Consider the following 25,033-nt stretch of genomic DNA (forward strand, 5'->3'; position numbering starts at 1 on the left):
GGCCGTGAACGATGACGCCAAGGCGCCGCCGCAGGGTGGCGCCATCAACATTTTTACGCCGAGAGAACATGTGATGCGCAAGACCCTGATTGCCCCGCTGGGGCTGGCATTTGTGCTGGCGAGTCTGCCGGCCGGTGCCGCCGAGTTGCTCGACCGCGTGGTTGCCGTGGTCAACAAGGACGCCATCATGCAAAGCGACATGGAGCAGCGCGTCACCCAGGCGAGTCAGCAGTTGCAGAGCCGTGGCATCAACCTGCCGCCGCGCGACGTGCTGGAGCGTCAGGTTCTTGATCGTATGGTCAACGAGCAGATTCAGCTGCAGCTGGCGGAACAGGCCAACCTCAGCATCGACGATACCCAGCTCAACGCCACCCTGCGCGGCATCGCCAAGGACAACGGCATGAGCCTGGAAGCCTTCGCGGACAAGCTCGAGCAGGACGGCATGTCACTGGCCCAGGTGCGCGATCAGGTGCGCCGTGAGCTGCTGGTGCAGCAGATCCAGCAGCGCAGCGTCGCCAGCCGGGTGCGGATCTCCGATCGTGAGATCGATCGCTATCTCAACCAGCAGAATGTCGGCAGCGACGTCCAGTACCATCTGGCGCACCTGCTGGTGGCACTGCCCCAGGAGCCGACGCCGGACCAGGTCAAGGCCGCGCGCGCCAAGGCCGACAGCCTGCGCCAGCAGATCGAGCAGGGCACCGATTTCGCCCAGCTGGCTGCCGCCGAATCCGCCGGCAGTCAGGCGCTGAGCGGCGGCGATCTCGGCTGGCGTTCCGGCGGTGAGCTGCCGACGGTGTTCGCCGATGTCATCCCGAACATGCAGGCCGGTCAGGTCTCCGAGCCGCTGCGCAGTGCCAGTGGCTATCACCTCGTCAAGCTGATCGAGAAGCGTGGCGCGGGCAAGGCGTTGATTTCCCAGACGCGCGCACGCCACATCCTGATCCAGCCCAACCCGAACCTCAGCGATCAGCAGGCGCTTGAGCGTGCCGAGTCCATTCGCCGCCGTCTGCTGGGAGGCGAGGACTTCGCCGCGCTGGCTCAGGAATTCAGCGATGACAAGGGCAGCTCCCTCAAGGGTGGCGAGCTGGGTTGGGTTAGCCCGGGCCAGACGGTCTCCTCCTTCGAGACGGCCATGAATGGCCTGGACGTGGGCGAGATCAGCCAGCCGGTCAAGAGCCGCTTCGGCTATCACATCATCGAAGTCGAGGAGCGTCGCCAGCAGGATGTGACCAACTCCAGCCAGCGTGACAAGGTGCGCAAGACCCTGTTTCAGCGCAAGCTCAATGATGAGCTCGAAGCCTGGCAGCAGCAGGTGCGTGCCGAGGCCTACGTCGACAACCGTCTCGATGAGCAGTAAGTCCGAGTGGAGCAGCGAGACACCGTCATGAATCGTCGCGAAGAGACTGCGCCCGACATCATCGCCCTGACCGCCGGTGAGCCGGCGGGCATCGGCCCGGAACTGCTGGTCATGCTCGCCGGTCAGGCGGAAGCGTTCCCCGCGCAGCTGGTCGCCGTGGCAGACCCCGCCTTGCTGGTCAGTCGTGCCCGCCTGCTGGGTCTGCCGCTGGTGGTGCATGAGCTGGCGCCGGGTGACCCGCTGCCGCCGGCCCGCAATGGTGAGCTGGCCGTATGGCCGGTGCCGCTGGCAGTGCCCAGCGAGCCGGGCGTGATCGATGCGCGCAACGGCGATCATGTGCTGGGGATGCTGGATGTCGCCATCGCCGCCTGCCAGGCGGGTCATGCCAGTGCGATGGTGACGGCACCGCTGTCCAAGGCCGCCGTGATCGAGGCCGGGCATGCAGGCTTCACCGGCCACACCGAATACCTGCGCGATGTCTGCGGGGTCGAGGAAGTGGTCATGATGCTGGCGTGCCCCGGGCTGCGGGTGGCGCTGGCCACCACGCACCTGCCGCTGCGCGAGGTGGCCGATGCCATCACGCCCGAGGGCCTGACGCGGGTGATGAAGATCCTCGCCAAGGACCTGACGCGCTACTTCGGCTGCGCCGCACCGCGCATCGCGGTGTGCGGGCTCAATCCGCATGCCGGCGAGGGCGGGCACCTGGGGCATGAGGAGATCGAGGTGATCTCCCCGACGCTCGACGCCCTGCGCGCGACCGGCATGCAGCTGGATGGCCCGCTGCCGGCCGACACCCTGTTCACGCCGCGGCATCTGGAGGGCGTGGATGCGGTACTGGCGATGTACCACGACCAGGGCCTGCCGGTGCTCAAGTATGCCGGCTTCGGTGAAGCCGCCAACATCACGCTGGGCCTGCCGATCGTGCGTACCTCCGTGGATCACGGCACGGCGTTGGATCTTGCCGGCAGCGGACGTGCCGACGTCGGCAGCCTGTTGCAGGCCGTGCGTGTCGCCATCGAGATGGCAGCCGCCGCGCGAGCCTGAGATAATCCCCGCATCACTCGGGCGTGACCGCATGGCGGCACGTCAGGCGTGCGCCACAGCGTGGCGTCTCGCTACCCCAGTCATTCGACCATCGAGGATGGTCTCGCCGCCCCGGTCTGCCTGTGTCCCTGCAGGCCATGGCGGCGTCTTGTTGTCGGGAATCCCGACGGATTCCCAGGAGGAAGGTCAGTCCCATGTCCCAACATTTCCCCGCGCATCGCGCTCGCAAGCGTTTCGGTCAGAACTTTCTGCAGGACCTTGGCGTCATCTCTCGCATCGTGAATGCCATTCGTCCCGCGGAAGGCGAGCGCCTGGTCGAGATCGGTCCGGGGCAGGGTGCCTTGACCGGCCCGCTGCTGGAAGCGGCAGGCAAGCTGGAAGTCATCGAGCTGGACCGTGACCTCATCCCGGGTCTGCGCGTGCAGTTCTTCAACTACCCGGACTTCGTGATCCACGAAGGCGATGCCCTGCGCTTCGACTTCCCGGAGCTGGTCGGTGACGGCCCGGCACTGCGCGTGGTCGGCAATCTGCCGTACAACATCTCCACTCCGCTGATCTTCCACCTGCTGGAAGCACGCGGCGCGATCTCCGACATGCACTTCATGCTGCAGAAGGAAGTCGTCGAGCGTCTGGCCGCCGAGCCGGGTGGCACCGACTGGGGCCGCCTGTCGGTGATGACCCAGTATTACTGCGCAGTGGAAAATCTGTTCCTGGTGCCGCCGAGCGCCTTCTTCCCAGCGCCGAAGGTGGATTCCGCCATCGTGCGTCTGGTGCCGCACCGTGAACTGCCGCATCCGGCCAAGGACGAGAAGCTGCTCGCCGTCATCGTGCGCGAAGCCTTCTCCCAGCGCCGCAAGACGCTGCGCAACAACTTCAAGGGCCGCATCGATGCCGACCAGCTGACCGCGCTGGGCATCGATCCCTCGCGTCGTCCGCAGACGCTGACCGTCGCTGAGCTGGTGATGATCAGCAACCACCTCAGTGAGCAGGGCATGACGGTGGACAAGGCCGACAAGGCACCGAAGAAGCGTCCGCGCAGCAATGTCGGCCACGGTGCGCCGGCAGCCGACAGTGCCAGTGGTAGTGATGGGAATAGTGACAGTGGCGAGCGCCTCGATGCCGAGAGCGATGCCAAGGGCGACGCCCGCAACGCCAGCGACCACGACGCATGAGTAGCGTGGCGGACATCCGTATCGACGCCGTACCCGAGTACTGCGCCGACGAGAGTCGTCCGAGCGAGAACCGACACGTGTTCCGCTACACCATTACCGTGCACAACGGGACGGATGAGACCGTGCAGCTGCTGGCGCGCTACTGGAAGATCACCCAGGGCAGCGGCGATGAGCAGGAAGTGCGTGGCAAGGGCGTGGTCGGCAAGCAGCCGCTGATCGCGCCCGGCGAGAGCTTTCGCTATACCTCGCGCGCCGTGCTCGACATGCCGGTCGGCGTGATGCAGGGGGCCTATACCTTCTGTGACGCGACCCATGCGCGCACCTTCGAGGTCGCCATCGCACCGTTCCGTCTCGCCGGTCCGCATCAGGTTCACTAGGGTGGCCGCGTGACGCAGCGTTTCGTATTCAAGACAGCAAGTCAGGCCGCCACGGCGGTCAGGGAGTGGGCATGACGCAGTGGGCGATTGGCGATTTGCAGGGCTGCCATCAAGAGTTCGAACTTCTGTTGCAGCGCCTCGATTTCACGCCGGGGCGCGATGTGCTGTGGCTGGCGGGAGACCTGGTCAATCGCGGGCCGGGCTCGCTGGAGTGCCTGCGTCTGGTCAAGTCGCTGGGCGATGATGCGCGGGTGGTGCTGGGCAACCATGACCTCCACCTGCTGGCGGTGGCCGAAGGCTTCAGCCGCCACAAGCGCTCCGATACGCTGACGCCGATTCTCGAGGCGCCGGACCGTGAGGAGCTGCTGGACTGGCTGCGTCGTCAGCCGCTGATGGTGGATGCGCTGGTCGGCAATCGCCGCACGGTGATGAGCCATGCCGGCGTGTTGCCGAGCTGGACGCTGGACCAGGCGGCCGGTTATGCCCGCGAAGCGCACGCCGTGCTGGCGGGCGACGACTATCGAGGCTTTCTCGGCGAGATGTACGGCAATACGCCGGACCGCTGGCAGGAGGATCTCGAAGGCACGCCGCGCCTGCGCTGCATCGTCAATGTCTTCACGCGCATGCGCTTTCTGCACAGTGATGGCCGACTGGATTTCGCGGCCAAGGAAGGGCTGGACAGCGCGCCGGAGGGGAGCCGTCCCTGGTTTCAGTACCCGCGTCCCGAAGGGGCCTGGGATGATTCGCCGCGCCTGCTGTTCGGTCACTGGGCTGCTCTGGAAGGCGAGGCGCCGGCGGCGCGTCAGGATGTCGAGGCGCTGGACACCGGCTGCGTGTGGGGCGGTGGCCTGACGGCGCTCAATCTCGAGACGGAAGAGCGCGTCTTCGAGCCGGCGCTGACCTCGCGCTGAGCGCCCTCCCGTCGCCAGTGACAGCAGGTCTGCCGACGCTGGCGAATGCCTTTCCCTTACTCAACAAGCGGAGTCCGCATGAGTTTCGAACATCTTGATCTCACAACCCTCAGTGACTGGCGCCAACGCGACCCGTCGCTCGTGGTACTCGATATCCGCGATCCGCTCAGCTTCACGCAGGGGCGTATCCCGGGTAGCCGTCATCTGGACAACGCCAGTGCCGGTGCCATCCTGGAAGACACCCCGCGCGACAAGCCGCTGGTGGTGGTCTGCTATCACGGCCATTCCAGTCAGCAGGCCGCCGCCTGGCTGGCGGGGCAGGGCTTCGAGAAGGTCTATTCCCTCGATGGTGGCTTTACCCAGTACCAACTGACGCATGGCGATGACGTCGAGAGCGGTAGCTGACGCCGCCTGCACGTGACTGCCATCACTGGCCTTACTTCCTCGCTTTCCTCATTCAGCTTTGTATCTCGTGCCGCAGGGCAAGGACATTCGCATGACTCAGACGACGCCTTCTTCACTGACCGATTCGCGTGACCGCCTGTTGAGCGGGCTTGAGGTCTATCGCGTGGGCGGCGCGGTGCGTGATGCGCGCCTGGGTTGGCCGTGGCACGAGTGTGACTTCGTGGTGGTGGGCGCGACGGTGGAAGACATGCAGGCGCGTGGCTTCCGGCCGGTCGGACGGGACTTCCCGGTCTTCCTGCATCCGCAGACCCAGGAGGAGTACGCGCTGGCGCGTACCGAGCGCAAGTCCGGCCACGGGTATGTCGGCTTCAGCGTGCATGCCAGCCCCGATGTGACGCTGGAAGAGGACCTCATTCGTCGCGATCTGACCATCAATGCCATGGCCGAACCGCTCGACAGCACGCCGGGTCAGGGCGAAGTGATCGACCCTTACGGTGGCTTGGCGGATCTCGAGGCGCGCGTGTTGCGTCACGTCTCGAGCGCCTTCAGCGAAGACCCGCTGCGCGTATTGCGCGTGGCACGCTTTCTGGCGCGCTATCAGAGGCTCGGCTTCACGGTCGCGGAGGAGACACGGCAGATGATGGTCGCCATGGTCGAGAGCGGCGAGGTCTCGCATCTGGTGGCCGAGCGGGTCTGGAAGGAGACCGAGAAGGCGCTGGGCGAGGCCAGTCCCGAGGCCTACTTCCAGCTGCTCGATGAGCTGGGAGCGCTGGCGGTGCTGATGCCGCCGCTGACCCGCGATGCCGAACAGCTCACAGCGGCGCTAGCGCGTCTGGACCGCCTGCCGCGTCAGCTGGTCGATGAGGCGGAGATGGTCTGCTGGCGCATGGCGCGCCTGGTGGAGCACCTGTCACGCGACGAGATCGATGCCCTGGCGCAGGACTTGCGCCTGCCCAGCGCCGCGCGTGACGCCGCCCAGCAGGCACGTCTGTGCCGGGAATTGAACGAGGCCTCGCGGCGGGAAGGTGGCGTGAGCGCAGCCGATCTCAAGGCCTGGCTGGATGGTGTCGATGCCTGGCGGCGTGGCGAGCGCCAGTCGGTGCTGGTGGCTCTGCTGGCCGTCGAGGACAAGGGGTTGGCACGGCTGGGCAATGCCGTCTGGCAAGCCGCGACGGCGGTGTCGCCGCAGTCTCTGGTCGAGCAGGGCCTGAAAGGGGCGGAGATCGGGCGTGCGCTCAGTGAACAGCGCCAGCAGGCCATCGAGCAGGCGCTGAGCGAATGGCAGGCCATGCCGGAAGTGCACGCGCCTCATTGCGGCTGCGGACACAGTCACTGATCACCTGCCCGCTGCTGAGCACCTGCTCTGAGCAAATGATCCGAGTATATGACCCCGAAAGCCCTGGCCCAGCGCCGGGGCTTTTGCGTCGTGGCATCAGGAAGGGTTTTGTGAGGGCGAGCGTGCTGTTTATGGGCAGAGCGTGTTTTTCATGAGCGGAGCGCAGCGTGCGAGCAGAGCATGCTTACAGGCGCGGCTCGCTGCCATCGCTCAGGCGGCGCAGATTCAGCGCATGACGAATCACGATCAGACTGGCGAAGACCAGAATCACGCCGCTCATCTGCGGCGCCAGCCACAGGCTGAACAGGGGTGCCGCCAGTCCGGCCACCAGCGAGGCGATGGCCGCCGTACGCAGTCGCCAGGCCAGCCCGACCCACAGCGCGGCGCAGCTCAAGGCGACGCCCGGCGCCAGCATCAGCAGCACGCCAAAGGCGGCGGCCACGGCCTTGCCGCCGCGGTGGCCGCGGTGCCACAGCGGCAGGCTGTGGCCGATCAGCACGGCCAGCCCGATCATTCCCAGTGCCCAGGGCGGCAGCGAGAGCGCCAGCCCCAGCCAGAGTGCCGGCATGCCCTTGGCGGCATCGAAGACCAGCACCAGGGCGGCGGGCAGCGCGCCATGCAATCGCAGCACATTGGAGAAGCCCGGATTGAAGGACCCCGCCAGGCGTGGGTCGGCCAGCCCCAGTCGCTGACAGATCCACACCGCGCCCAGCACCGAACCGCTGGCATAGGCCACGGCCATCAGCAGGCTCAACTGTTGCCAGGCGGCCAGTTGCGCGGCCCACTCGATCAGGCCCGTCAGCATGATGTCGACTCGCTGCGTGCCCGAGGTGTCGCACACAGGCAGGGAGAGAGGGGCAGGCAGCTTGGCCAAGCAGGGGCCGGGTGCAGTAGAATCAGTCGCATGATGGCGGGGCCTTGGGCGTCGTTTTTATTCGTTCATTCGACAAGCATAGAGGTAACGCCGTGGATCGTGTGCTAATCGAGGCTCTGGCCGTGGAAACCGTGATTGGTGTCTATGACTGGGAGCGTACCATTCGCCAGCGTCTGGTGATGGATCTGGAAATGGCCACGGATATTCGTGCCGCAGCTGCCGACGATGACCTGACGCACACCCTGGACTACGCCGCCATCAGCGCGCGCATCCAGACCTTCGCCGAAGAGAGCCACTTCGAGCTGGTGGAAACCTTCGCCGAGCGCCTGGCAGCGCTGCTGCGTGAAGAGTTCGGCATTCCCTGGCTGACCATGACGGTGCGCAAGCCGGGCGCCGTGCCGGAAGCCGCCGCCGTTGGCGTGCGCATCGTGCGCGGCAGCCTCGAGACCACCTCGGATGCGCCGGCATGAGTCTGGTACTGATCTCCATCGGTAGCAATATCGAGCGCGAGCATCATGTGCGGGTCTGCCTGGATGCGCTGGAGGCGACCTTCGGCAACCTGACGTTGTCCTCTGTCTACGAGAGCGAGCCGGTGGGCTTCGTCGACGGGCGCAACTTCCTCAACCTGGTCGCAGGTTTCGAGAGCGACTGGAGCGTCGGCGAATTGCAGGCCTGGTGCAAGCAGCTCGAGCTGGCCAACGGTCGCCTCAAGAACAGCGCCAAGTTCAGCCCGCGCACCCTGGATCTGGACCTGCTGACCGTCGGTACCCTGACAGGAGAGATCGATGGCGTGATGCTGCCGCGCGATGAGGTCGATCGCAATGCCTTCGTGCTGCTGCCGCTGGCCGAGTCGTTCGGCGAAGAGCGCCACCCCGTCACCGGCGAGGATTACGCTTCGCTTTGGAAGGCGTTCGTGGCCGCCGGGCGCGCCGAACAGCAGCCGCTATGGCCGGTGGACTTCAGCTGGCGCTGCCGCATGATCTCTCGCGCTGATGCCACGGTCTGACGCTGCTCTCTGATGCCCCAGCCTGACGCTATCAGGCGCCATATTGCTGGTGTCAGTGTCCGGCGGTGAGTGTGACCGGCCCCTCAATGACAACGCCCTGCCGATTCTCATCGGCAGGGCGTTGTTGTCTGGTAGGGTACTGTCGTCTGGTAGGGTACTGTCGTCTGGCAGGGCGCTGGCGTCTGGCAGGACTGAGCCTCAGTCTTGCGCCGTGCTCGGGGCCGCCAGGCTGTCCAGCGGCCAGCGCGGCACGGCCTTCATCGGGCCGGTGTCCTGCTCGCCGGCATTCAGGCGCTGCGCGCCCACGTAGGCGATCATCGCGCCGTTGTCGGTGCAGAAGCGGCCACGCGGGTAGTAGGCGCGAGCGTTGCGCTTGGTCAGCTCATGGCTCAGGCGCTCACGCAGGCGGGTGTTGGCACTCACGCCACCGGCGACGACCAGGCGCTTGAGACCGGTCTGGTCCAGTGCGCGACGACACTTGATGACCAGGGTGTCGACCACGGCTTCCTCGAAGGCGCGTGCGATATCGGCGCAGTGCTGCTCATCCAGGTCATCCGCGGCCTTGGCCTTCTTGAGCGTGACCATGGTGTGGGTCTTGAGGCCGGAGAAGCTGAAGTCGAGGCCCGGGCGGTCCGTCATCGGGCGCGGGAAGCGATAGCGTTTGGGGTCGCCCTGTTCGGCCAGCTTCGCGACCTGCGGGCCACCGGGGTAGGGCAGTTCCAGCATCTTGGCGGCCTTGTCGAAGGCTTCGCCGGCGGCGTCATCCACGGACTCGCCGAGCAGCTCGTATTCGCCCAGTCCGCGCACCGCGACCAGCTGGGTGTGTCCGCCGGAGACCAGCAGCGCCACGAAGGGGAATTCCGGTGCATCGTCTTCCAGCATCGGTGCCAGCAGGTGGCCTTCCATGTGGTGGACGCCGAGCACCGGCACTCCCCATGCCTTGGCGAGGCCATGGGCGGTGGACGCGCCGACCATCAGCGCGCCGACCAGGCCCGGGCCTGCGGTATAGGTGATGGCATCGATGTCAGCGGCCTTCAGCTGCGCTTCGTCCATCACCTGCTGGATCAGCGGCAGCAGCTTGCGAGTGTGATCACGCGACGCCAGTTCCGGCACCACGCCGCCGAATTCGGCGTGCATGGCGATCTGGCTGTAGAGGGCATCTGCAAGCAGGCCCTGGTCCGTGTCGTAGATGGCGACGCCGGTCTCGTCGCAGGAAGTCTCGATGCCGAGCACACGCATGGCTGACTCTCAGGAAATATCAGAAGTAGAGGGCGGCACGGCCAGCGAGGCTGCCTGAGCGAGCCCGAGAGGCGTGTGTGCCGTGAATGCGCGACATTCTACTGGCTGTGAGCACGGGTGTCGCGCCAGCTGGCGTTGAGGCAGAGAGGATTTCCGGTTTCCGCGTTTGCAAAGCCGGGGGCGGGTGTCTAGAATATGGCACTCTGCAAGACTGGGTCGTGCATCCGACCACCCCGCAAAAGCTCCCCGAATCATGATTCCAGCCAGCGACGGCTACCCTCACCGGTGGTGTCGCAGGCGACTGATTGATGCTGGATCGACCTGCAGGTGGCGGTTTACCGTCGCTGGCTGGTGGCTCCTGAGGAGTGGCTGCACCGGATGTGCGTTCAAACCGAACTCATGATCTCAAGGTAGGTGAGTGTTTAATGCCTTCAGTTAAAGTACGTGACAACGAGCCGTTCGACGTCGCCCTGCGCCGTTTCAAGCGCTCCTGCGAAAAAGCCGGTGTTCTTTCCGAAGTGCGTCGTCGTGAGCACTACGAGAAGCCGACAGCTGTTCGCAAGCGTCAGCAGGCGGCCGCTGTAAAGCGCCACGCCAAGAAGGTTCAGCGTGAGCGCAAGCGTTTCGAGCGTCTCTACTGATCCGTACTTTTGGGGAGTGATATTCTGCTCTCTGGAAGGACACCAAGCGGCTGCCTCACGGTGGCCGCTTGTTTTTGTCTCTAGTGGTCCGTTTGTTCTCGAGCCGTGTGCCGTTGCCTGGCGCATGTCGCTAACTCGAGGAATGGCCTGACCCGAAGGTAGCCGCTCACTTTGCTGAGCCGACACTATCTTGCGGTCAGTCCGTTTTTCCACGACTTCTGGCGAATCATGGCTGGTCTCATCCCCCAAGGCTTCATTGACGATCTGCTGGCCCGCACCGACGTGGTCGAGGTGGTGGGTGAGCGCGTCCAGCTGAAGAAGGCCGGCAAGAGCTATGTCGGCCTCTGCCCGTTCCATCAGGAAAACTCTCCCTCGTTCAACGTCATCCCGGACAAGCAGTTCTATCACTGCTTCGGGTGCGGGGCGAGCGGCAGTGCCCTCAAGTTCCTGATGGAATTCGATCGCTTGCCGTTCCCCGAGGCCGTGGAGCAGCTGGCCTCGCGGCTGGCGCTTGAAGTGCCGCGCGAAGGCGGCAACCAGAGTCCGCACGAGCGCCGTGAGCGCCAGCGTCGCGAGCAGGCCCGCGAAGAGGGCGTCAATCTGCTCGAGGCGGCCGCGGACTTCTATCGTCAGCGCCTGACGGAACCGGCCGCGCAGCCGGCACGTGAGTATCTGGAAGGCCGTGGTCTGTCGCGTGAGGTCATGCGTGATTTCGGCATCGGCTTCGCACCGGAAGGCTGGGAGCACCTCAAGCATCACCTGAGCAAGCTGGGTGTCAGCGAGGATGTGCAGATCGAATACGGCCTGCTGATCCATCACGAGGAAAGCGGTCGCCGCTATGACCGCTTCCGCGATCGTGTGATGTTCCCGATCCGTGACTGGAAAGGCCGTACCATCGCCTTCGGCGGTCGCGTGATGGGCGATGCCAAGCCCAAATACCTGAATTCTCCCGAGACTCCCGTCTTCCACAAGGGGCGCGAGCTCTACGGTCTGTTTGAAGCCCGTGAGGCGAATCGCAAGCTGGAACGCATGCTGATCGTCGAAGGCTACATGGACGTGGTGGCACTGGCGCAGTATGGCATTCGCAATGCCTGCGCGACCCTGGGCACCGCGACCAGTGAGGAGCACCTCAAGCGCCTCTATCGCCTGGTCGATGAGGTGGTGTTCTGCTTCGACGGCGACAAGGCCGGTCGGCAGGCGGCGCGCCGCGCGCTGGAGACCGTGCTTGAGGTCATGATCGATGGGCGTCAGGCGCGCTTCCTGTTCCTGCCGGAAGGCGAGGACCCGGATTCCCTGGTGCGTAGCGAGGGTCAGGAGGCATTCGAGAAGCGTGTCACCTGCGCCTCCGGGCTCTCCGAGTTCCTGTTCGAGCAGGCCTCGGAAGGGCGTGACCTCAAGCGCATGGAGCAGCTCGAGCGGTTCGTGACCCAGGCGCTGGAGTGGATCTCGCGCGTGCCCGAAGGGGTGCTGCGCTCGCTGCTGCTCAAGGAGCTTGAGCGGCGCAGTGGCCTGGAGCGTGAGCGGCTGGATGCCATGCTGGTGGAGCGCGCCGCGGCGCGTGAAGCCCAGCAGGCACGGCTGCGTCAGCACCAGCAGCTACGTCAGCACCCTCAGCAACAGCAGCGTTCGCAACCGCAACAACGTCAGCCCGGCGCGACACACTCGGCACCGCGCTCAGCGTCCGCTGCCAGTCCTCAGGACGGCGCGACGCTGAGTGACGCGCAGGACGAGTGGTCGTCGCTGGAGGCGATGGCAGATGCCGGCTTCGGCGACAGCGAGCCCGATGGCTGGCAGCCGGATGACTGGCAGTCGCATGGCGAGATGCCAGCGGCGCAGGGCGCTCAAGCCGCGCGCGCGACGCCGGCCAGGTCTCAGAAGCGCACCTCGGTCAGCATGCTGACGCGCCTGTTGCATCTTCTGGTGCACGAGCCGCAGCTGGTCGCCGAGCTACCTGACTCCAATGAGTGGATCGAAGGAGCGGGCGAGCCGGCCGACAGCGAGGATGCGCAGCTGTTGAACGATGTGGTGCGTCTCTTGAAGGCGGGGCAGTATCGTTCGCCACAGGTGTTGTTGGCGCACTTCCTCGGTACCGCACAGGGGCCGAGACTTGAGCAGCTGGCAGCCCGCGAATTGCTGATTCCGCGTGACGTGCGCAGCGAAGAGCTGAAGGGGCTGGTGGAGCATTGCCAGCATCAGCAGGCGCGCACCACGCCGGAAGCGGAATATCAGGCCTTGCTGGCCAAGGAAAAGCGTGGCGAGAAGTTGTCGGCAGAAGAGAAGCAGCGGCTGATGGCCCTGCTGATGGAGCTGGCAACACGGCGCTGACGCAGTCTCGGTGCCAGGAAGGCCGACAATGGTGGAAATGCCGTGAGAGCTGAGGCGATGGCGCAGGAAAATACGCCCCATGGCCTTGAAAGACGCACTCATGCCCACTATTTAAGGAGGTAGCTCCCGATGCGGACTGCCGCAACGTAACCGATAACGCTAACACACCTGGATGGTCCGGCAAATACGCCGCTGGCAGCATCTCCTGATGGCACGCTATACTGGTGCGCTTGATGCTCTCTTCGTCCCTATACCGGCGCCATGCTCACTCGCTGAGCCGCGTCGCGTCCAGGTGCTTCATTCTTCTTCGTCGAGATAGGGGTTCTATGGCTGGTAATGCGCAGCAGCAGTCGCGTCTCAAGGAGTTGATCGCGCGCGGCAAGGAACAGGGTTACCTGACCTATGCCGAGGTCAACGATCACCTGCCCGAGGATATCGCTGATCCCGAACAGGTGGAAGACATCATCAGCATGATCAACGATATGGGCATCAAGGTCGCGGAAGAAGCGCCCGATGCCGATACCTTGATGATGTCTGATTCCTCCACTGACGAGTCTGCCGCCGAAGAGGCCGTTGCCGCCCTCGCCGCGGTGGAAAGCGATGTGGGACGCACCACCGACCCCGTCCGCATGTACATGCGTGAGATGGGCACCGTGGAACTCCTGACCCGCGAAGGCGAAATCAAGATCGCCAAGCGGATCGAGGAGGGCACGCGTGAGGTGATGTCGTCGCTGGCATTCTTGCCGGGGGCAGTCGACTCCATCCTGGAAGCCTACGACGGCACTCTGGGCGAAGACGGCGGACGTCTGTCCGATCTCTTCTCCGGTTTCATCGACCCTGACGAAGGCGTACCGGGTGTCGCCGAAGTCGAAGTCGAGGAAGTCGAAGAGATTCCCGAGGGCGAAGAGTCCGAAGGCGACGAAGACGAAGACGACGATTCCGCCTCTGAAGGTGGCCCGGACCCCGAGCTGGCCCGCGTCCGCTTCGAGCAGATCCGTGAGCAGAACGAGGCGACCAAGGCCGCCATCGAGAAGTACGGTTCCGGCTCTGCCGAGGCGAAAGCCGAACAGGACCGTCTTGCCGAGCTGTTCTCGCCGATCAAGCTGGTGCCCAAGCACTTCGAGCGTCTGGTCGGCCAGGTTCGCGTGTCCGTCGAGCAGGTGCGCGAGCAGGAAAAGGTCATCCTGCAGATCTTCGTCAAGCGCGGCAAGGTGCCTCGCAAGAGCTTCATCAAGGCCTTCCCGGGCCACGAGTCCGACATGGACTGGTTCGACAGCTTCATCGGTGGCAGCAAGAAGTACGCCGACAAGCTCGAGCCGTTCCGTGCCGACGTGCTGCGTGCCCAGCGCAAGATCGCCTTCGAGCAGGACATGGTCCAGCTGCCGGTCAGCGAGCTGAAGGAAGTGAACCGTCGCCTGTCGATCGGTGAAGCCAAGGCGCGTCGTGCCAAGAAGGAAATGGTCGAGGCCAACCTGCGTCTGGTCATCTCCATCGCCAAGAAGTACACCAACCGTGGTCTGCAGTTCCTGGATCTCATCCAGGAAGGCAACATCGGTCTGATGAAGGCCGTGGACAAGTTCGAGTACCGTCGTGGTTACAAGTTCTCGACCTACGCCACCTGGTGGATCCGTCAGGCGATCACTCGCTCCATCGCGGACCAGGCGCGCACCATCCGTATTCCGGTGCACATGATCGAGACCATCAACAAGCTGAACCGTGTCTCGCGTCAGATGCTGCAGGAAATGGGTCGCGAGCCGACGCCGGAAGAGCTGGGCGAACGTCTCGAGATGCCGGAAGACAAGGTGCGTCGCGTGCTCAAGATCGCCAAGGAGCCCATCTCCATGGAGACGCCGATCGGTGACGATGATGATTCGCACCTGGGTGACTTCATCGAGGACGGCACCATGGTCTCGCCGATCGACTCCGCCACCGGCGAAGGTCTGATCGAAGCGACCCGCGGCATCCTGTCCGGCCTGACCGCACGTGAAGCCAAGGTGCTGCGCATGCGCTTCGGTATCGACATGAACACCGACCATACCCTCGAGGAAGTCGGCAAGCAGTTCGATGTCACCCGTGAGCGTATCCGTCAGATCGAAGCGAAAGCGCTGCGCAAGCTGCGTCACCCGTCACGCTCCGAGTCACTGCGTTCCTTCATGGAAGAGTGATCTGAAGCGCTCGGGGCCACACCTAAACTGCTGGCCCCGCTGACAAGACAACGCCCGCCCCCATGCGAATGGGAGGCGGGCGTTGTCGTTTGTGGGCTTTACGTTGCGGGTCTTTCTCTACGGGCTGTGTCGCCTTCAGGCTTTTCTTTACGGACCTTGCCACCTTCGAACTGTGTCGTTCCAGAGCTGCGTGATGTGCCCTGGGGGCTATCAGGCGCCGTGGCGCAACTGGTGAGACGAAGGCGTTGCCGCCACGCTGAAGACGACACGGCCCTTGATGCACTGACGGGAGACCGGCCCCATCTGCTCGCTGCTCAAGCCGTCGGGGTGCTCGCCACGTAGCCACAGGCGGCCGTTGTCATCGATGCGATGCAGGCGCTTGACCAGCTGGCCGAGCCTGGGATGTTCCACCACGACGGTGGCGCCGGGCGTCAATCGCCAGCGACTGGGCCAGCGCATGCTGATGATGAGGCTGTGCTGCGGGAGACTGGGGGCAAGACTATGACCGTGCAAGCGGTAGCTACTGAACCAGCGCATGTGAGGCTCCTTGAGAATGAGGGCATGACACGGTCAAGATCCTGTCGGTGCTTTCCTGTGGCAGTGGCGATAGTTGAATTGTATCCACTGCTTAGTAAAATATAATCATTCTCATTTGATGTCCAGCCGTTTCCTTTCAGCGCCTCGCGCAATGGCTATCGAGAGACGGCTGTCTAGCGCAGCCTGTCGAGAGAAGACTGTCGAGCAGAGACTGTCTCGCGAAGCCTGTTGAGAGTAGAAACGAAAAAAAGCCGCGGCTCAGGTGAGCAGCGGCTTTTGGGAGAGTCACGGGTCTGTCTGTCTCTTGCGCTTCATGCTGTGCTTCATGTCTTGTCACGTCACTTCGCGTTGTTTCATGGGGCAGGGCGAAGTGACGGCCATGCGACAGGTCATGCGCGCAGCTCGGCAAGAGGGTTTTGCTGCCGGGCTCAGTCGTTGGCGTTGAGTTCACGCAGCAGGGCGCGGCGCTGGCGGCCCATGCGGATCGCCAGCAGCACGATCTCGATCACGGCGATGGCCATCAGGGTGTAGCCGAACAGTTCGGTGACTTCCTCGGCGGCATTCTTGACCGAACGCAGGTAGGAGTCCCCCATCAGGGTTTCCCAGAATTCCGAGCGGCCGTAGAGGCGTGAGAAGACGTAGGTCGCCAGGAAGCCGGCTCCGAACAGGCCGAACGCGAAGCTGCGTCCGAAGTGCTCGAACTCGGCAATGAAGCGGCTGCGGTTGCGCCATACGCCGATGATGACCGGGATCGCGACCACGCTGACCAGGAACTGCCAGCTGCCATCGCCGATCATGCCGTCGAGCAGGGCGTCCTGTTCACGGATCAGGGACGCCGCGAACAGGCCGAACAGCAGCAGGCTGATGGTGCGCAGGTCCGGCAGGCGTGAATGCACCAACCACATGGTGGCTGCGCTCAACGCCAGCAGAGTGCTCTGCATGTGTTCTGTCCAGCTGGCTTCGCTGAAGCCGACATCACCGAAGTGGTGGGCATCATGCATGACCAGCGACATCATCGCGGCCACCAGCGGCGCATAGATGGCCAGGCGCAGGCAGGCTTGCATGAAGAGCGAAGTGGGCTTGCGCCCATACAGCGGCTGTTCGGCGCTGATGGGGAGCGGGACAGCGTTATGGTGCTGGGTATGCGAAGTCAGGCGAGACAAGGGACTCTCCGGACAGTCCATGGACTGCCTGTCAGGGTGAGGGTGTTGTTTGCCTGCTCATTATAACGATGCAAAGGTGCTCAGTTAATATTCTGGTAAGAAAACTGTGAGATTCCATTTCAGCATCGATGTTGCGCCGAGCGGAAATGTTCGTCAGCTCTGACGTAACCGATCCCGCTCGGCTTCCTCGACGATCCAGTCATGCACGGCCTGGATGCGGCCATCATCCAGGGTGCCGTGGGGATGGACGATGACGTAGCGCTTGCCGGTCAGCACCCGCTGCGCGAAGGGCGCGATCAGCGTGCCGCGCGACAGCTCGTCGGTGATCAGCGTGCGTCTTGCCATCGCGACTCCCATGCCGGCGATGGCAGCCTCCATCGACAGGTGGTTGCGGTTGAAGGTATAGCCACGCTGAACGTTGATCTCGGGCGCGCCGATGCTGGCCAGATAGAATTCCCACTCGGCGTGATCGTGACTGCCGCGCCAGGCGGTGATGTCGTGCAGCAGCGGATACCAGGCGAGGTCCTCTGCGCTGCGCAGCGGCGGGCGGCCGCGCATCAGGCCAGGATGGCAGACGGGGAAGATCTCCTCTTCCATCAGGTCGGTGACCTGCATGCCCGGGTAGTGGCCGTCGTTGAGGTCGACCGCCAGCTCGAAATCACCCTCGCGCAGCGGTGAGTCACTGTCCTCGGCGCGCACGTGCAGCTCGATATCCGGAAAGCGTGCCTGCAGGCGCGGCAGTCGGGGCGCCAGCCATTTGGAGAGGAATGACGGCACCGAACGCAACCTGAGTACACCGCTCATCAAGCCGCTGCGCAGCCGTTTGACCTCCAGTCCCACCGCGCTATAGGACTGCTCCACGACACGCGCCAGTCGCGCGCCTTCCCCTGTCAGCTCGAGTCCACGTGAACGACGCAGAAACAGCTTGAAGCCCAGCCGCTCCTCCAGCTGCTTGATCTGCTGACTCACCGCGCCGGTGGTGACGTGCAGTTCTTCCGCCGCACGCGTGAAGGAGCCATGACGCGCGGCGCAGGCGAATACCTGCAGCCAGGCATGGGTCTGACCATTCAGGTGGCGCAGGCTCGGTGTGGTGGCGGGCGTGCCGGTCGCCGTCGGCGGCACGACGGGGCCAGTACCAGGCGTGTTGTCGAGGGAAGACGTCATGGGCGGGTCTCATGCAAGCGCTGGAGGCAGATAGTGAGGGAGAAGCCGCGATGGCCAGATGGCGGTGGTAGCTAAAGGCATCAGGGCACAAGGTGGCGCGAAGAGCATAGTTTACGCCGTTTTTGATGCATAGGGTTTAGTCAGGCTAAACCCGCGACCAATTTTTATGGTTTGTCGCGTCCGCCCCCATCCATCATCATTGCCTCATCCACTGGCAGGCGCTCAGGCGCGGCGAGTTTCCGAGATGAGGTGTTGTCATGTCCATCAGTGTATTTGATCTCTTCAAGGTCGGTGTCGGCCCCTCCAGCTCGCACACCGTCGGCCCGATGCGTGCTGCCGCGCAGTTCGTCGAGACCCTGCGCTCGCGTGACCAGCTGGAGCGCGTGGCGCGCATCGAGGTGCAATTGCATGGTTCGCTGTCTGCCACCGGCGTAGGCCACGGTACCGACAAGGCGACCATCCTCGGCCTGATGGGCGAGCTGCCGGAAACGATCGACCCTGCGATCATCGACCCCTGCATCGAAGAGCTGCTGGAGTCCCAGACACTGCTGCTCGACAACCGCATCGCGGTGCCCTTCGTGTGGGTACGTGACATGCAGTGGCACGATGCGCCGCTGCCGTATCACCCCAATGCCATGCGTCTGATCGCCTACGGCCATCGCGATGAGCTGTATCGCAATGTCTATTACTCGGTGGGCGGCGGTTTCGTGGTCGACGAAGTCGAGGCCGCGCGTGACCCGCTGCTGGAAGACGAAAGCCTGCGTCTGCCGTATGAATTCAACACCGCCAATGAACTGCTGGCGCTGTGTCGCATGCACAAGATGCGCATCAGCGAGCTGATGATGGCCAACGAATGTGCGCTGCGTAGTGAGACCCAGGTACGTCGTGGGCTCTGGCGCATCTGGGAAGTGATGAACGAGTGCATCGACAACGGCCTGACGCATGAAGGCGTGCTGCCCGGCGGGCTCAACGTCAAGCGTCGTGCCAAGCGTCTGCATGCACGCCTGCTGGATGTGGAATCCAGCAAGTCGATCATCACCTCGACCTTCTCGGCGATGGACTGGGTCAACCTGTTCGCGCTGGCGGTCAATGAAGAGAACGCGGCCGGTGGTCGCATGGTGACGGCGCCGACCAATGGCGCGGCCGGCATCATCCCAGCGGTGCTCAGCTATTACATGAAATTCCAGGAAGATGCTCGCGAGGAGGACGTGGTCGATTTCCTGCTCACGGCAGCCTCGGTGGGCATCCTGTGCAAGAAGAACGCCTCCATCTCTGGCGCGGAAGTCGGCTGTCAGGGCGAGGTGGGCTCCGCCTGCGCCATGGCGGCCGCCGGGCTTGCCGAGCTGATGGGCGCGACGCCGGAGCAGGTCGAGAACGCGGCGGAAATCGGTCTCGAGCACAATCTGGGACTGACCTGTGACCCGATCGGCGGGCTGGTGCAGATTCCCTGCATCGAGCGCAATGCGATTGCCTCGGTCAAGGCGATCAATGCCGCCCAGATGGCGATGTGCGGCGATGGCGATCACTTCGTCTCGCTGGACAAGGCGATACGCACCATGCGTGACACCGGCCGCGACATGCAGGACAAGTACAAGGAGACCTCCAAGGGCGGTCTCGCGGTCAACGCCATCGAATGCTGATACGACCGCTAGCCACTGGCAGGTTCCGTGACCTGGACTGGATTGAGTCTGACTGAATTGAGTCTGCGTGACTTGAACCCGCGCTATGTGAACCTGTGTGATGTGAACCTGAGTCGAACTGCCATGACTTTCCGCCGGAGGCCAGCCGCCTCCGGCCAAACCCGTTGTCTCTTGTCAGGTACATGATCTCCGGCCAGAGGTCATGATCTCGGCAACCCTCGTTGACGCCTCTTCGGCGCGGTATTCCGCGACGGACAGGCGTCTTTTTTATGGCGGGAATTGCGCTCATCTCGACTGTTCGGCTCGGGCTGGTGGGGGAATCTGCCGGCCTCGAGATGTCTCGGGAGGGCTGCGTTGTAAAGAAGTCGCTGATATATCGGCTATTGGTCGAGTGAGCGCGCTTGCCGCTGGCAGCGCGCCTCTCGCTGTTCTAGTTTACGTTAACGTCAGTTGCGCCGATCGCAACGATGGCGCATATCAAGGGCCTGTGGATAGCGCCTGTTGATGCTGCGTGCCGATGACGAACCGCGATGTTGCGGGCATCCGCGCTGACGAACAGCCCTCATGTCTCTTGGAAGACACAGACCACCGGCTTGCCGGTCAGGACGGAGTACTGACATGCCATCACCGCCCATTCAGGGGCCGCGTGCCAGCGGGGGCGCATCTGCGACAGCCCCGATTCTCGAGACGCGTGGCTTGAGCAAGGACTTTCGAGGTTTCACGGCTGTCGATGACGTCAATCTCCAGGTGCAGGAAGGGCATATCCATGCCCTGATCGGCCCCAATGGCGCCGGCAAGACGACAGTCTTCAATCTACTGACGCGCTTTCTGCCGGCCACCCGCGGCGAGATTCTCTATCGCGGCAAATCCATCACTCGCATGAAGTCGCATGAGATCGCGCGCCTGGGCTTGGTTCGCTCCTTCCAGATATCGGCGGTGTTTTCCCAGATGACGGTGCTCGAGAACGTGCGGGTCGCCCTGCAACGCCCCCAGGGCACCTCGTTTCATTTCTGGAAGCCGGAACGCAGCCTCGACAGCCTGAACGAGCAGGCATTGCATCTGCTGGAGCAGGTAGGGCTGCGCGATGACGCTCACCGTGTGACCGCCAGTCTGCCCTATGGCCGCAAGCGCGCGCTGGAGCTGGCGACCACGCTGGCGCTTGAGCCCACGCTGATGCTGCTGGATGAGCCGACCCAGGGCATGGGCGCCGAGGATGTGGACCGCGTGGTCGAGCTGATTCGTGTCGCGGCGCGGGGCCGTACGGTGCTGATGGTCGAGCACAATCTGAGCGTGGTCAGCCGTCTGTGCGATCGCATCAGCGTGCTGGCGCGCGGCCGGGTGTTGGCGGAAGGCGACTACGCCAGTGTGTCGGCCAACCCCGAGGTGCGTGAAGCGTATCTGGGCAGTGAAGCGCCCGAGTCCACGGCGGATGAGCACAAGGAGGTTTCATGACGGTGGTTATGGAGCAGGCGACGGACAGGCAAGCCTCGGCGGCCGACTCGCCGCTGGGGGAAGAGCAGCTCTGCCTGCGCGAGCTGAACGCCTGGTATGGCGAGTCCCATGTGCTGCATGGCGTCAACATGACGGTGCGGCGCGGCGAACTGGTGACCTTGCTGGGGCGCAACGGGGCCGGTCGCAGCAGTACGCTGCGCGCGATCATGAACATGGTCGGCCGGCGCAGCGGCGAGATCCTCATCAAGGGGCAGGACAGCATGGGGCTGGCGCCGCATCGCATCGCCCATCTCGGTGTCGGCTTCTGCCCCGAGGAGCGTGGCATCTTCGCCAGCCTGAGCGTCGAGGAGAATCTGCTGCTGCCACCGCTGGTTAGGAGCACAGGACATGGTCAGGGCCAAGGCCAGAGCCAGAGCCAGGGCCAGGGCATGTCGCTGGATGAGCTCTATGCGCTGTTCCCCAATCTGCATGAGCGGCGCACCAGTCAGGGAACGCGCCTCTCCGGTGGCGAGCAGCAGATGCTGGCGTTGGCGCGCATCCTGCGCACCGGGGCAGACCTGCTACTGCTGGATGAGATCACCGAGGGGCTGGCGCCGGTCATCAACCAGAAGCTGGCCGAAGTGCTGATGATGCTGAAGGCGCGCGGCATGACCATCGTGCTGGTGGAGCAGAACTTCCGCTTTGCTGCACCGCTGGCCGACCGTCATTACCTGATGGAGCACGGCACCATTCTGGAAGAGATCAGCGCGGCCGAATTGCCGGCCCGCCACGAATATCTGCACAAGGTACTGGGGGTCTGAGCTCCCGCTCGAGCTGAGCTGCACAGGGCTGGCCGCCATGCACAGCCTTGCACTCGCCAATCTGAAGTCCGTACGTCTCGCCACAACAATCACAATATTGCCGGGAAACCGGTCTGGAGATGTCATGCACGCCACTGCTTCATCCAACGCCACCGTTTCATCCAACGCCACCCCTGTCGCGTCACCGTTGTCACGCTGCATCACGGCGGCCACACGCCGGCGCCTGTTGCCGCTGTCCGCGCTCATGATGGGGTCACTACTGTCGGCGGGAATCGCGCAGGCCGATATCAGCGATGGCGTGATCAAGATCGGCTATCTGGCCGACATGTCGGGCACCTATCGTGACCTGGCAGGCCCGGGCGGTCTCGATGCGCTCAAGATGGCCGTCGAGGACTTCGGCGGCAGCGTCAACGGCATGCCGATCGAGGTATTGAGTGCCGATGACCGCAACAGCGCCGATGTCGGTGCCAATACGGTACGCGGCTGGATCGATCAGCAGAATGTCGACATGGTCGCCGGGCTGGTGGCCTCATCGGTGAGCATCGCGGTGACGCGGATTCTCGCCGAACAGGACACGCTGGGAATCGTCTCCGGCTCGGCGGCTTCCAGCATCACCAATGAGCATTGCACGCCCAATCATGTCCACTGGGTGTACGACACCTATCCGCTGGCGCATGGCACGGCCAAGGCGATCGTCGATGAAGGCGGCGACAGCTGGTTCCTGCTGACCGCGGATTACGCCTTCGGTCATGCCCTGGAAGGCGATGTGGAAAAGGTGGTGAACGAGAACGGCGGCACCATCGTCGGCAAGGTGCGCCATCCTTTCCCGACCAGTGATTTCTCCTCCTACATCCTGCAGGCGCAGGGTTCCGGGGCCAAGATCGTCGGGCTGGCCAATGCCGGGTCGGACACCGTCAATGCGTTGACCACGGCGAGTCAGTTCGGCGTGGTACAGGCCGGGCAGTCGCTGGCGGGGCTGCTGATCTTCCTCAATGACGTGCATGCCCTGGGGCTTGAGGTGGCGCAGGGGCTGCAGCTCACCACCGGCTGGTACTGGGACCTCAATGACGAGACACGTGCCTGGTCCCAGCGCTATCACGAGCGCAATGAGCGCATGCCGACCATGGTGCAGGCCGGTATCTACTCCAGCACCCTGCATTACCTGAATGCGGTCGCGGCCACCGGCAGCGATGACACCGCCACCGTGCGCGCCAGAATGGGCGAGACGCCGGTCAACGACATGTTCGCCAACAACGGCGCCATCCGTGCCGATGGGCGCATGGTGCATGACATGTATCTGGTCAAGGTCAAGGCGCCCTCCGAATCCCAAGGCGAGTGGGATGTCTATGACGTGATCCGCACCATTCCCGGCGCTGAAGCCTACCGACCGCTGGCGGACAGCCAGTGCGAGCTGGTCAAGGGCTGAAGCCGAACGTCAGTCGAGTCGCTGAGGCGTATGACATGGCGCTGCCGGTCGGATGATCGGCAGCGCCGAGCGGCTGACGCGAATGGGCGCTGAAAAGGAATGTGCGGATGACCATGATTTTTGGAATACCCCTGATGGTGCTGTTCGGTCAGCTGATGCTGGGGCTGATCAACGGTGCCTTCTATGCATTGCTGAGCCTTGGGCTGGCGGTGATCTTCGGTCTGTTGCGCATCATCAACTTCGCGCATGGTGCCCAGTACATGCTGGGCGCCTTCGCGGCGCTGCTGGGAGCGCAATATCTGGGGCTCAACTACTGGACGGCGCTGATCGTGGTGCCGCTGGTGGTAGGGGCCCTGGGCATCGTGGTCGAGCGTCTGCTGCTGCGGCGCATCCAGCACCTTGATCACCTCTATGGCCTGTTGCTGACCTTCGGGCTGGCGCTGATCTTCGAGGGCACGCTGGTGAATCTGTTCGGTGTCTCGGGGGCGAGCTATCCGATCCCCGAGGCGCTGAGTGGTGGCTTCAAGCTTAGCTTCATGTTCCTGCCCACCTACCGCGCCTGGGTGCTGGTGGCGGCATTGGTGGTCTGCTTCGGAGTCTGGTTCCTGATCGAGCGCACGCGCCTCGGTGCCTATCTGCGCGCGGGAACCGAGAACCCCGAGCTGGTGCAGGCCTTCGGCATCAATGTGCCCTTGATGGTGTCGCTGACCTACGGGCTCGGTGTGGCGCTTGCCGCCTTCGCCGGCGTGCTGGCCGCGCCCTTGTATCCCGTCTCGCCGACCATGGGCTCGAGCCTGCTGATCGTGGTGTTCGCGGTGGTGGTCATCGGCGGGATGGGCTCGATTCTCGGCGCCATTCTTACCGGGCTCGCGATGGGGCTGATCGAGGGGCTGACCAAGGTGTTCTATCCCGAGGCCGCCAATACGGTGATCTTCGTGGTGATGGTGATGGTGTTGATGCTTCGCCCTGCCGGGCTGTTCGGAAAGGAGGCCTGACATGGCCGTACTGCAACAGGATCACCAGGCCGCGCGTGCAGGCAGCGCGCCGCGCAGAATCACCCCGCTGGGCATGCTGTATCTCGTGCTGTTCCTGCTCGGGTTGCTGGCACCCTGGGTCGCCTATCCCGTCTTTCTGATGAAGATTCTGTGTTTTGCGCTGTTCGCCAGCGCCTTCAATCTGCTGCTCGGGTTCGTGGGGCTGCTGTCCTTCGGGCATGCCGCCTTCCTGGCCACGGGCGCCTATATCACCGGCTTCTTGCTCGCGGAATACCCGGGCCTGAGTCCGGCGCTGGGCATCGTGGCCGGTACGCTCGGCGCGGTAGTGCTGGGGACGTTATTCGGGGCGCTGGCCATCCGACGGCAGGGCATCTACTTCGCGATGATCACGCTGGCCCTGGCCCAGATGATGTTCTTCTTCTTCATCCAGGCGCCGTTCACCCACGGGGAAGATGGCCTGCATGGCGTGCCGCGCGGTGAGCTGTTCGGCGTGTTCGATCTGGCGAACAACCACACCCTTTATTACTTCGTGTTCGCGATCTTCGTGGCGGCCTTTGCCCTGATCCGGCGCGTCGTGCATTCCCCCTTCGGTCAGGTGCTGAAGGCCATCCGCGAGAATGAACCGCGCGCCATCTCGCTGGGCTATCACACCGATGCCTACAAGCTGGTGGCCTTCGTGTTGTCGGCGGGGCTGGCGGGCCTGGCGGGAGCGACCAAGACGCTGGTGTTCCAGCTCGCCTCGCTGGGTGATGCCAGCTGGCACATGTCGGGGGAGGTGATCCTGATGACATTGCTGGGCGGCGTCGGCACGCTGCTCGGGCCACTGGTGGGCTCCGGGCTGGTCATCGGGCTGCAGCATCAGTTGGCGCAATCCGCGCTGGGGGATTGGGTCAGCGTGATTCTGGGCGCCATCTTCGTGGTCTGCGTGCTCAGCTTCCGCAGCGGCATCATCGGGGAATGTCAGCGCTGGATCGCGCGTCGTCAGCAGCGGGAAGAAAAATGAG

At 64.0% G+C, this 25,033-nt stretch carries 22 protein-coding genes and 1 pseudogene; 18 read left to right on the top strand and 5 right to left on the bottom strand.

Going from position 1 to position 25,033, the window contains the following annotated elements:
* Window positions 1-73: 73 nt before the first annotated feature.
* The 7 genes and pseudogenes from ACJJV2_RS01650 to ACJJV2_RS01680 all read left to right on the top strand — a co-directional run bounded on the left by ACJJV2_RS01650 (window position 74) and on the right by ACJJV2_RS01680 (window position 6,602).
* Complete coding sequence (locus ACJJV2_RS01650; protein WP_043334629.1) at window positions 74-1,357, top strand: peptidylprolyl isomerase; 1,284 nt, start codon at window positions 74-76, stop codon at window positions 1,355-1,357.
* Between the two features lie 27 nt (window positions 1,358-1,384).
* Complete coding sequence (pdxA, locus tag ACJJV2_RS01655) at window positions 1,385-2,401, top strand: 4-hydroxythreonine-4-phosphate dehydrogenase PdxA (protein WP_405277861.1); 1,017 nt, start codon at window positions 1,385-1,387, stop codon at window positions 2,399-2,401.
* Between the two features lie 194 nt (window positions 2,402-2,595).
* Window positions 2,596-3,384, top strand: a pseudogene (gene rsmA / locus ACJJV2_RS01660) (16S rRNA (adenine(1518)-N(6)/adenine(1519)-N(6))-dimethyltransferase RsmA); the annotation flags it as partial.
* Window positions 3,385-3,569: 185 nt separating this feature from the next.
* Window positions 3,570-3,950 carry a Co2+/Mg2+ efflux protein ApaG gene (gene apaG / locus ACJJV2_RS01665; protein WP_043334633.1) on the top strand — a complete coding sequence of 127 codons (381 nt, stop codon included), beginning with the start codon at window positions 3,570-3,572 and terminating at the stop codon, window positions 3,948-3,950.
* 71 nt (window positions 3,951-4,021) lie between these two features.
* Window positions 4,022-4,861, top strand: a complete 840-nt coding sequence (locus tag ACJJV2_RS01670; protein WP_054557229.1) for a symmetrical bis(5'-nucleosyl)-tetraphosphatase — start codon at window positions 4,022-4,024, stop codon at window positions 4,859-4,861.
* A 78-nt stretch (window positions 4,862-4,939) separates the two neighbouring features.
* Window positions 4,940-5,266: a thiosulfate sulfurtransferase GlpE gene (gene glpE / locus ACJJV2_RS01675; RefSeq protein WP_405277864.1), complete on the top strand. Its 327-nt coding sequence runs from the start codon at window positions 4,940-4,942 to the stop codon at window positions 5,264-5,266.
* A gap of 91 nt (window positions 5,267-5,357) precedes the next feature.
* Window positions 5,358-6,602 (top strand): polynucleotide adenylyltransferase, encoded by a 1,245-nt coding sequence (locus ACJJV2_RS01680; protein WP_405277866.1) that lies wholly within the window; start codon window positions 5,358-5,360, stop codon window positions 6,600-6,602.
* Between the two features lie 184 nt (window positions 6,603-6,786).
* Here the strand turns inward: ACJJV2_RS01680 and ACJJV2_RS01685 are convergent, their stop codons facing one another.
* Window positions 6,787-7,407: a glycerol-3-phosphate acyltransferase gene (locus ACJJV2_RS01685; RefSeq protein ID WP_405277868.1), complete on the bottom strand. Its 621-nt coding sequence runs from the start codon at window positions 7,405-7,407 to the stop codon at window positions 6,787-6,789.
* Between the two features lie 161 nt (window positions 7,408-7,568).
* On the opposite strand from ACJJV2_RS01685, the gene folB reads away from it, so the two are divergent.
* On the top strand, window positions 7,569-7,946 hold the full coding sequence (folB, locus tag ACJJV2_RS01690; RefSeq protein WP_107335961.1) for a dihydroneopterin aldolase: 378 nt from the start codon (window positions 7,569-7,571) through the stop codon (window positions 7,944-7,946).
* Window positions 7,943-8,482 (top strand): 2-amino-4-hydroxy-6-hydroxymethyldihydropteridine diphosphokinase, encoded by a 540-nt coding sequence (gene folK / locus ACJJV2_RS01695; protein WP_054557226.1) that lies wholly within the window; start codon window positions 7,943-7,945, stop codon window positions 8,480-8,482. Before folB ends, folK begins: the two co-directional genes overlap by 4 nt.
* Before the next feature lie 198 nt (window positions 8,483-8,680).
* On the opposite strand, the gene tsaD is transcribed toward folK, so the two are convergent.
* Window positions 8,681-9,721, bottom strand: coding sequence for a tRNA (adenosine(37)-N6)-threonylcarbamoyltransferase complex transferase subunit TsaD (tsaD, locus tag ACJJV2_RS01700; RefSeq protein ID WP_054557225.1), 1,041 nt, complete (start codon window positions 9,719-9,721; stop codon window positions 8,681-8,683).
* A gap of 425 nt (window positions 9,722-10,146) precedes the next feature.
* Between tsaD and rpsU the strand changes: the two genes are divergently transcribed.
* The 3 genes from rpsU (at window position 10,147) to rpoD (ending at window position 14,852) form a co-directional block, all read left to right on the top strand.
* Window positions 10,147-10,362 (top strand): 30S ribosomal protein S21, encoded by a 216-nt coding sequence (gene rpsU / locus ACJJV2_RS01705; RefSeq protein WP_024951433.1) that lies wholly within the window; start codon window positions 10,147-10,149, stop codon window positions 10,360-10,362.
* Between the two features lie 228 nt (window positions 10,363-10,590).
* Window positions 10,591-12,687, top strand: coding sequence for a DNA primase (gene dnaG / locus ACJJV2_RS01710; protein ID WP_405277872.1), 2,097 nt, complete (start codon window positions 10,591-10,593; stop codon window positions 12,685-12,687).
* Window positions 12,688-13,013: 326 nt separating this feature from the next.
* A complete protein-coding gene (gene rpoD / locus ACJJV2_RS01715) occupies window positions 13,014-14,852 on the top strand; it encodes an RNA polymerase sigma factor RpoD (RefSeq protein WP_043334650.1) in 1,839 nt (612 codons plus the stop codon).
* Between the two features lie 210 nt (window positions 14,853-15,062).
* On the opposite strand, the gene ACJJV2_RS01720 is transcribed toward rpoD, so the two are convergent.
* The 3 genes from ACJJV2_RS01720 to ACJJV2_RS01730 all read right to left on the bottom strand — a co-directional run bounded on the left by ACJJV2_RS01720 (window position 15,063) and on the right by ACJJV2_RS01730 (window position 17,716).
* A complete protein-coding gene (locus ACJJV2_RS01720; protein ID WP_054557224.1) occupies window positions 15,063-15,389 on the bottom strand; it encodes a hypothetical protein in 327 nt (108 codons plus the stop codon).
* Between the two features lie 428 nt (window positions 15,390-15,817).
* On the bottom strand, window positions 15,818-16,552 hold the full coding sequence (locus ACJJV2_RS01725; RefSeq protein ID WP_107335965.1) for a hypothetical protein: 735 nt from the start codon (window positions 16,550-16,552) through the stop codon (window positions 15,818-15,820).
* A gap of 153 nt (window positions 16,553-16,705) precedes the next feature.
* On the bottom strand, window positions 16,706-17,716 hold the full coding sequence (locus ACJJV2_RS01730; RefSeq protein WP_131432742.1) for a LysR substrate-binding domain-containing protein: 1,011 nt from the start codon (window positions 17,714-17,716) through the stop codon (window positions 16,706-16,708).
* A gap of 257 nt (window positions 17,717-17,973) precedes the next feature.
* Between ACJJV2_RS01730 and ACJJV2_RS01735 the strand changes: the two genes are divergently transcribed.
* The 6 genes from ACJJV2_RS01735 to ACJJV2_RS01760 all read left to right on the top strand — a co-directional run bounded on the left by ACJJV2_RS01735 (window position 17,974) and on the right by ACJJV2_RS01760 (window position 25,032).
* Window positions 17,974-19,356: an L-serine ammonia-lyase gene (locus tag ACJJV2_RS01735; protein ID WP_043334655.1), complete on the top strand. Its 1,383-nt coding sequence runs from the start codon at window positions 17,974-17,976 to the stop codon at window positions 19,354-19,356.
* 618 nt (window positions 19,357-19,974) lie between these two features.
* A complete protein-coding gene (locus ACJJV2_RS01740; protein ID WP_052384708.1) occupies window positions 19,975-20,808 on the top strand; it encodes an ABC transporter ATP-binding protein in 834 nt (277 codons plus the stop codon).
* A complete protein-coding gene (locus ACJJV2_RS01745; protein ID WP_405277876.1) occupies window positions 20,805-21,608 on the top strand; it encodes an ABC transporter ATP-binding protein in 804 nt (267 codons plus the stop codon). The genes ACJJV2_RS01740 and ACJJV2_RS01745 overlap by 4 nt, the downstream gene beginning before the upstream one ends.
* A 244-nt stretch (window positions 21,609-21,852) precedes the next feature.
* The gene (locus tag ACJJV2_RS01750) at window positions 21,853-23,034 is read left to right on the top strand and encodes an ABC transporter substrate-binding protein (protein ID WP_405277904.1); all 1,182 of its coding nucleotides are present in this window, start codon (window positions 21,853-21,855) and stop codon (window positions 23,032-23,034) included.
* Window positions 23,035-23,141: 107 nt separating this feature from the next.
* Window positions 23,142-24,029 (top strand): branched-chain amino acid ABC transporter permease, encoded by an 888-nt coding sequence (locus ACJJV2_RS01755; protein ID WP_192839126.1) that lies wholly within the window; start codon window positions 23,142-23,144, stop codon window positions 24,027-24,029.
* A 73-nt stretch (window positions 24,030-24,102) separates the two neighbouring features.
* Window positions 24,103-25,032 carry a branched-chain amino acid ABC transporter permease gene (locus tag ACJJV2_RS01760; RefSeq protein WP_199852415.1) on the top strand — a complete coding sequence of 310 codons (930 nt, stop codon included), beginning with the start codon at window positions 24,103-24,105 and terminating at the stop codon, window positions 25,030-25,032.
* Window position 25,033: the final 1 nt, after the last annotated feature.

The sequence above is a fragment of the Cobetia sp. Ld8 genome (assembly GCF_045066615.1).
GTDB lineage: Bacteria > Pseudomonadota > Gammaproteobacteria > Pseudomonadales > Halomonadaceae > Cobetia > Cobetia amphilecti.

Excerpts from the sequence above, each read along its gene's own strand:
- ACJJV2_RS01680 (WP_405277866.1), top strand. The coding sequence starts at position 5,358 with ATGACTCAGACGACGCCTTCTTCACTGACCGATTCGCGTGACCGCCTG.
- ACJJV2_RS01685 (WP_405277868.1), bottom strand. The coding sequence starts at position 7,407 with ATGCTGACGGGCCTGATCGAGTGGGCCGCGCAACTGGCCGCCTGGCAA.
- tsaD (WP_054557225.1), bottom strand. The coding sequence starts at position 9,721 with ATGCGTGTGCTCGGCATCGAGACTTCCTGCGACGAGACCGGCGTCGCC.
- rpoD (WP_043334650.1), top strand. The coding sequence starts at position 13,014 with ATGGCTGGTAATGCGCAGCAGCAGTCGCGTCTCAAGGAGTTGATCGCG.
- dnaG (WP_405277872.1), top strand. The coding sequence starts at position 10,591 with ATGGCTGGTCTCATCCCCCAAGGCTTCATTGACGATCTGCTGGCCCGC.
- apaG (WP_043334633.1), top strand. The coding sequence starts at position 3,570 with ATGAGTAGCGTGGCGGACATCCGTATCGACGCCGTACCCGAGTACTGC.
- ACJJV2_RS01760 (WP_199852415.1), top strand. The coding sequence starts at position 24,103 with ATGCTGTATCTCGTGCTGTTCCTGCTCGGGTTGCTGGCACCCTGGGTC.
- ACJJV2_RS01735 (WP_043334655.1), top strand. The coding sequence starts at position 17,974 with ATGTCCATCAGTGTATTTGATCTCTTCAAGGTCGGTGTCGGCCCCTCC.
- ACJJV2_RS01755 (WP_192839126.1), top strand. The coding sequence starts at position 23,142 with ATGACCATGATTTTTGGAATACCCCTGATGGTGCTGTTCGGTCAGCTG.
- ACJJV2_RS01745 (WP_405277876.1), top strand. The coding sequence starts at position 20,805 with ATGACGGTGGTTATGGAGCAGGCGACGGACAGGCAAGCCTCGGCGGCC.
- pdxA (WP_405277861.1), top strand. The coding sequence starts at position 1,385 with ATGAATCGTCGCGAAGAGACTGCGCCCGACATCATCGCCCTGACCGCC.
- ACJJV2_RS01650 (WP_043334629.1), top strand. The coding sequence starts at position 74 with ATGCGCAAGACCCTGATTGCCCCGCTGGGGCTGGCATTTGTGCTGGCG.
- glpE (WP_405277864.1), top strand. The coding sequence starts at position 4,940 with ATGAGTTTCGAACATCTTGATCTCACAACCCTCAGTGACTGGCGCCAA.
- ACJJV2_RS01730 (WP_131432742.1), bottom strand. The coding sequence starts at position 17,716 with ATGACGTCTTCCCTCGACAACACGCCTGGTACTGGCCCCGTCGTGCCG.
- ACJJV2_RS01740 (WP_052384708.1), top strand. The coding sequence starts at position 19,975 with ATGCCATCACCGCCCATTCAGGGGCCGCGTGCCAGCGGGGGCGCATCT.
- rpsU (WP_024951433.1), top strand. The coding sequence starts at position 10,147 with ATGCCTTCAGTTAAAGTACGTGACAACGAGCCGTTCGACGTCGCCCTG.
- ACJJV2_RS01670 (WP_054557229.1), top strand. The coding sequence starts at position 4,022 with ATGACGCAGTGGGCGATTGGCGATTTGCAGGGCTGCCATCAAGAGTTC.
- ACJJV2_RS01720 (WP_054557224.1), bottom strand. The coding sequence starts at position 15,389 with ATGCGCTGGTTCAGTAGCTACCGCTTGCACGGTCATAGTCTTGCCCCC.
- ACJJV2_RS01750 (WP_405277904.1), top strand. The coding sequence starts at position 21,853 with ATGATGGGGTCACTACTGTCGGCGGGAATCGCGCAGGCCGATATCAGC.
- folK (WP_054557226.1), top strand. The coding sequence starts at position 7,943 with ATGAGTCTGGTACTGATCTCCATCGGTAGCAATATCGAGCGCGAGCAT.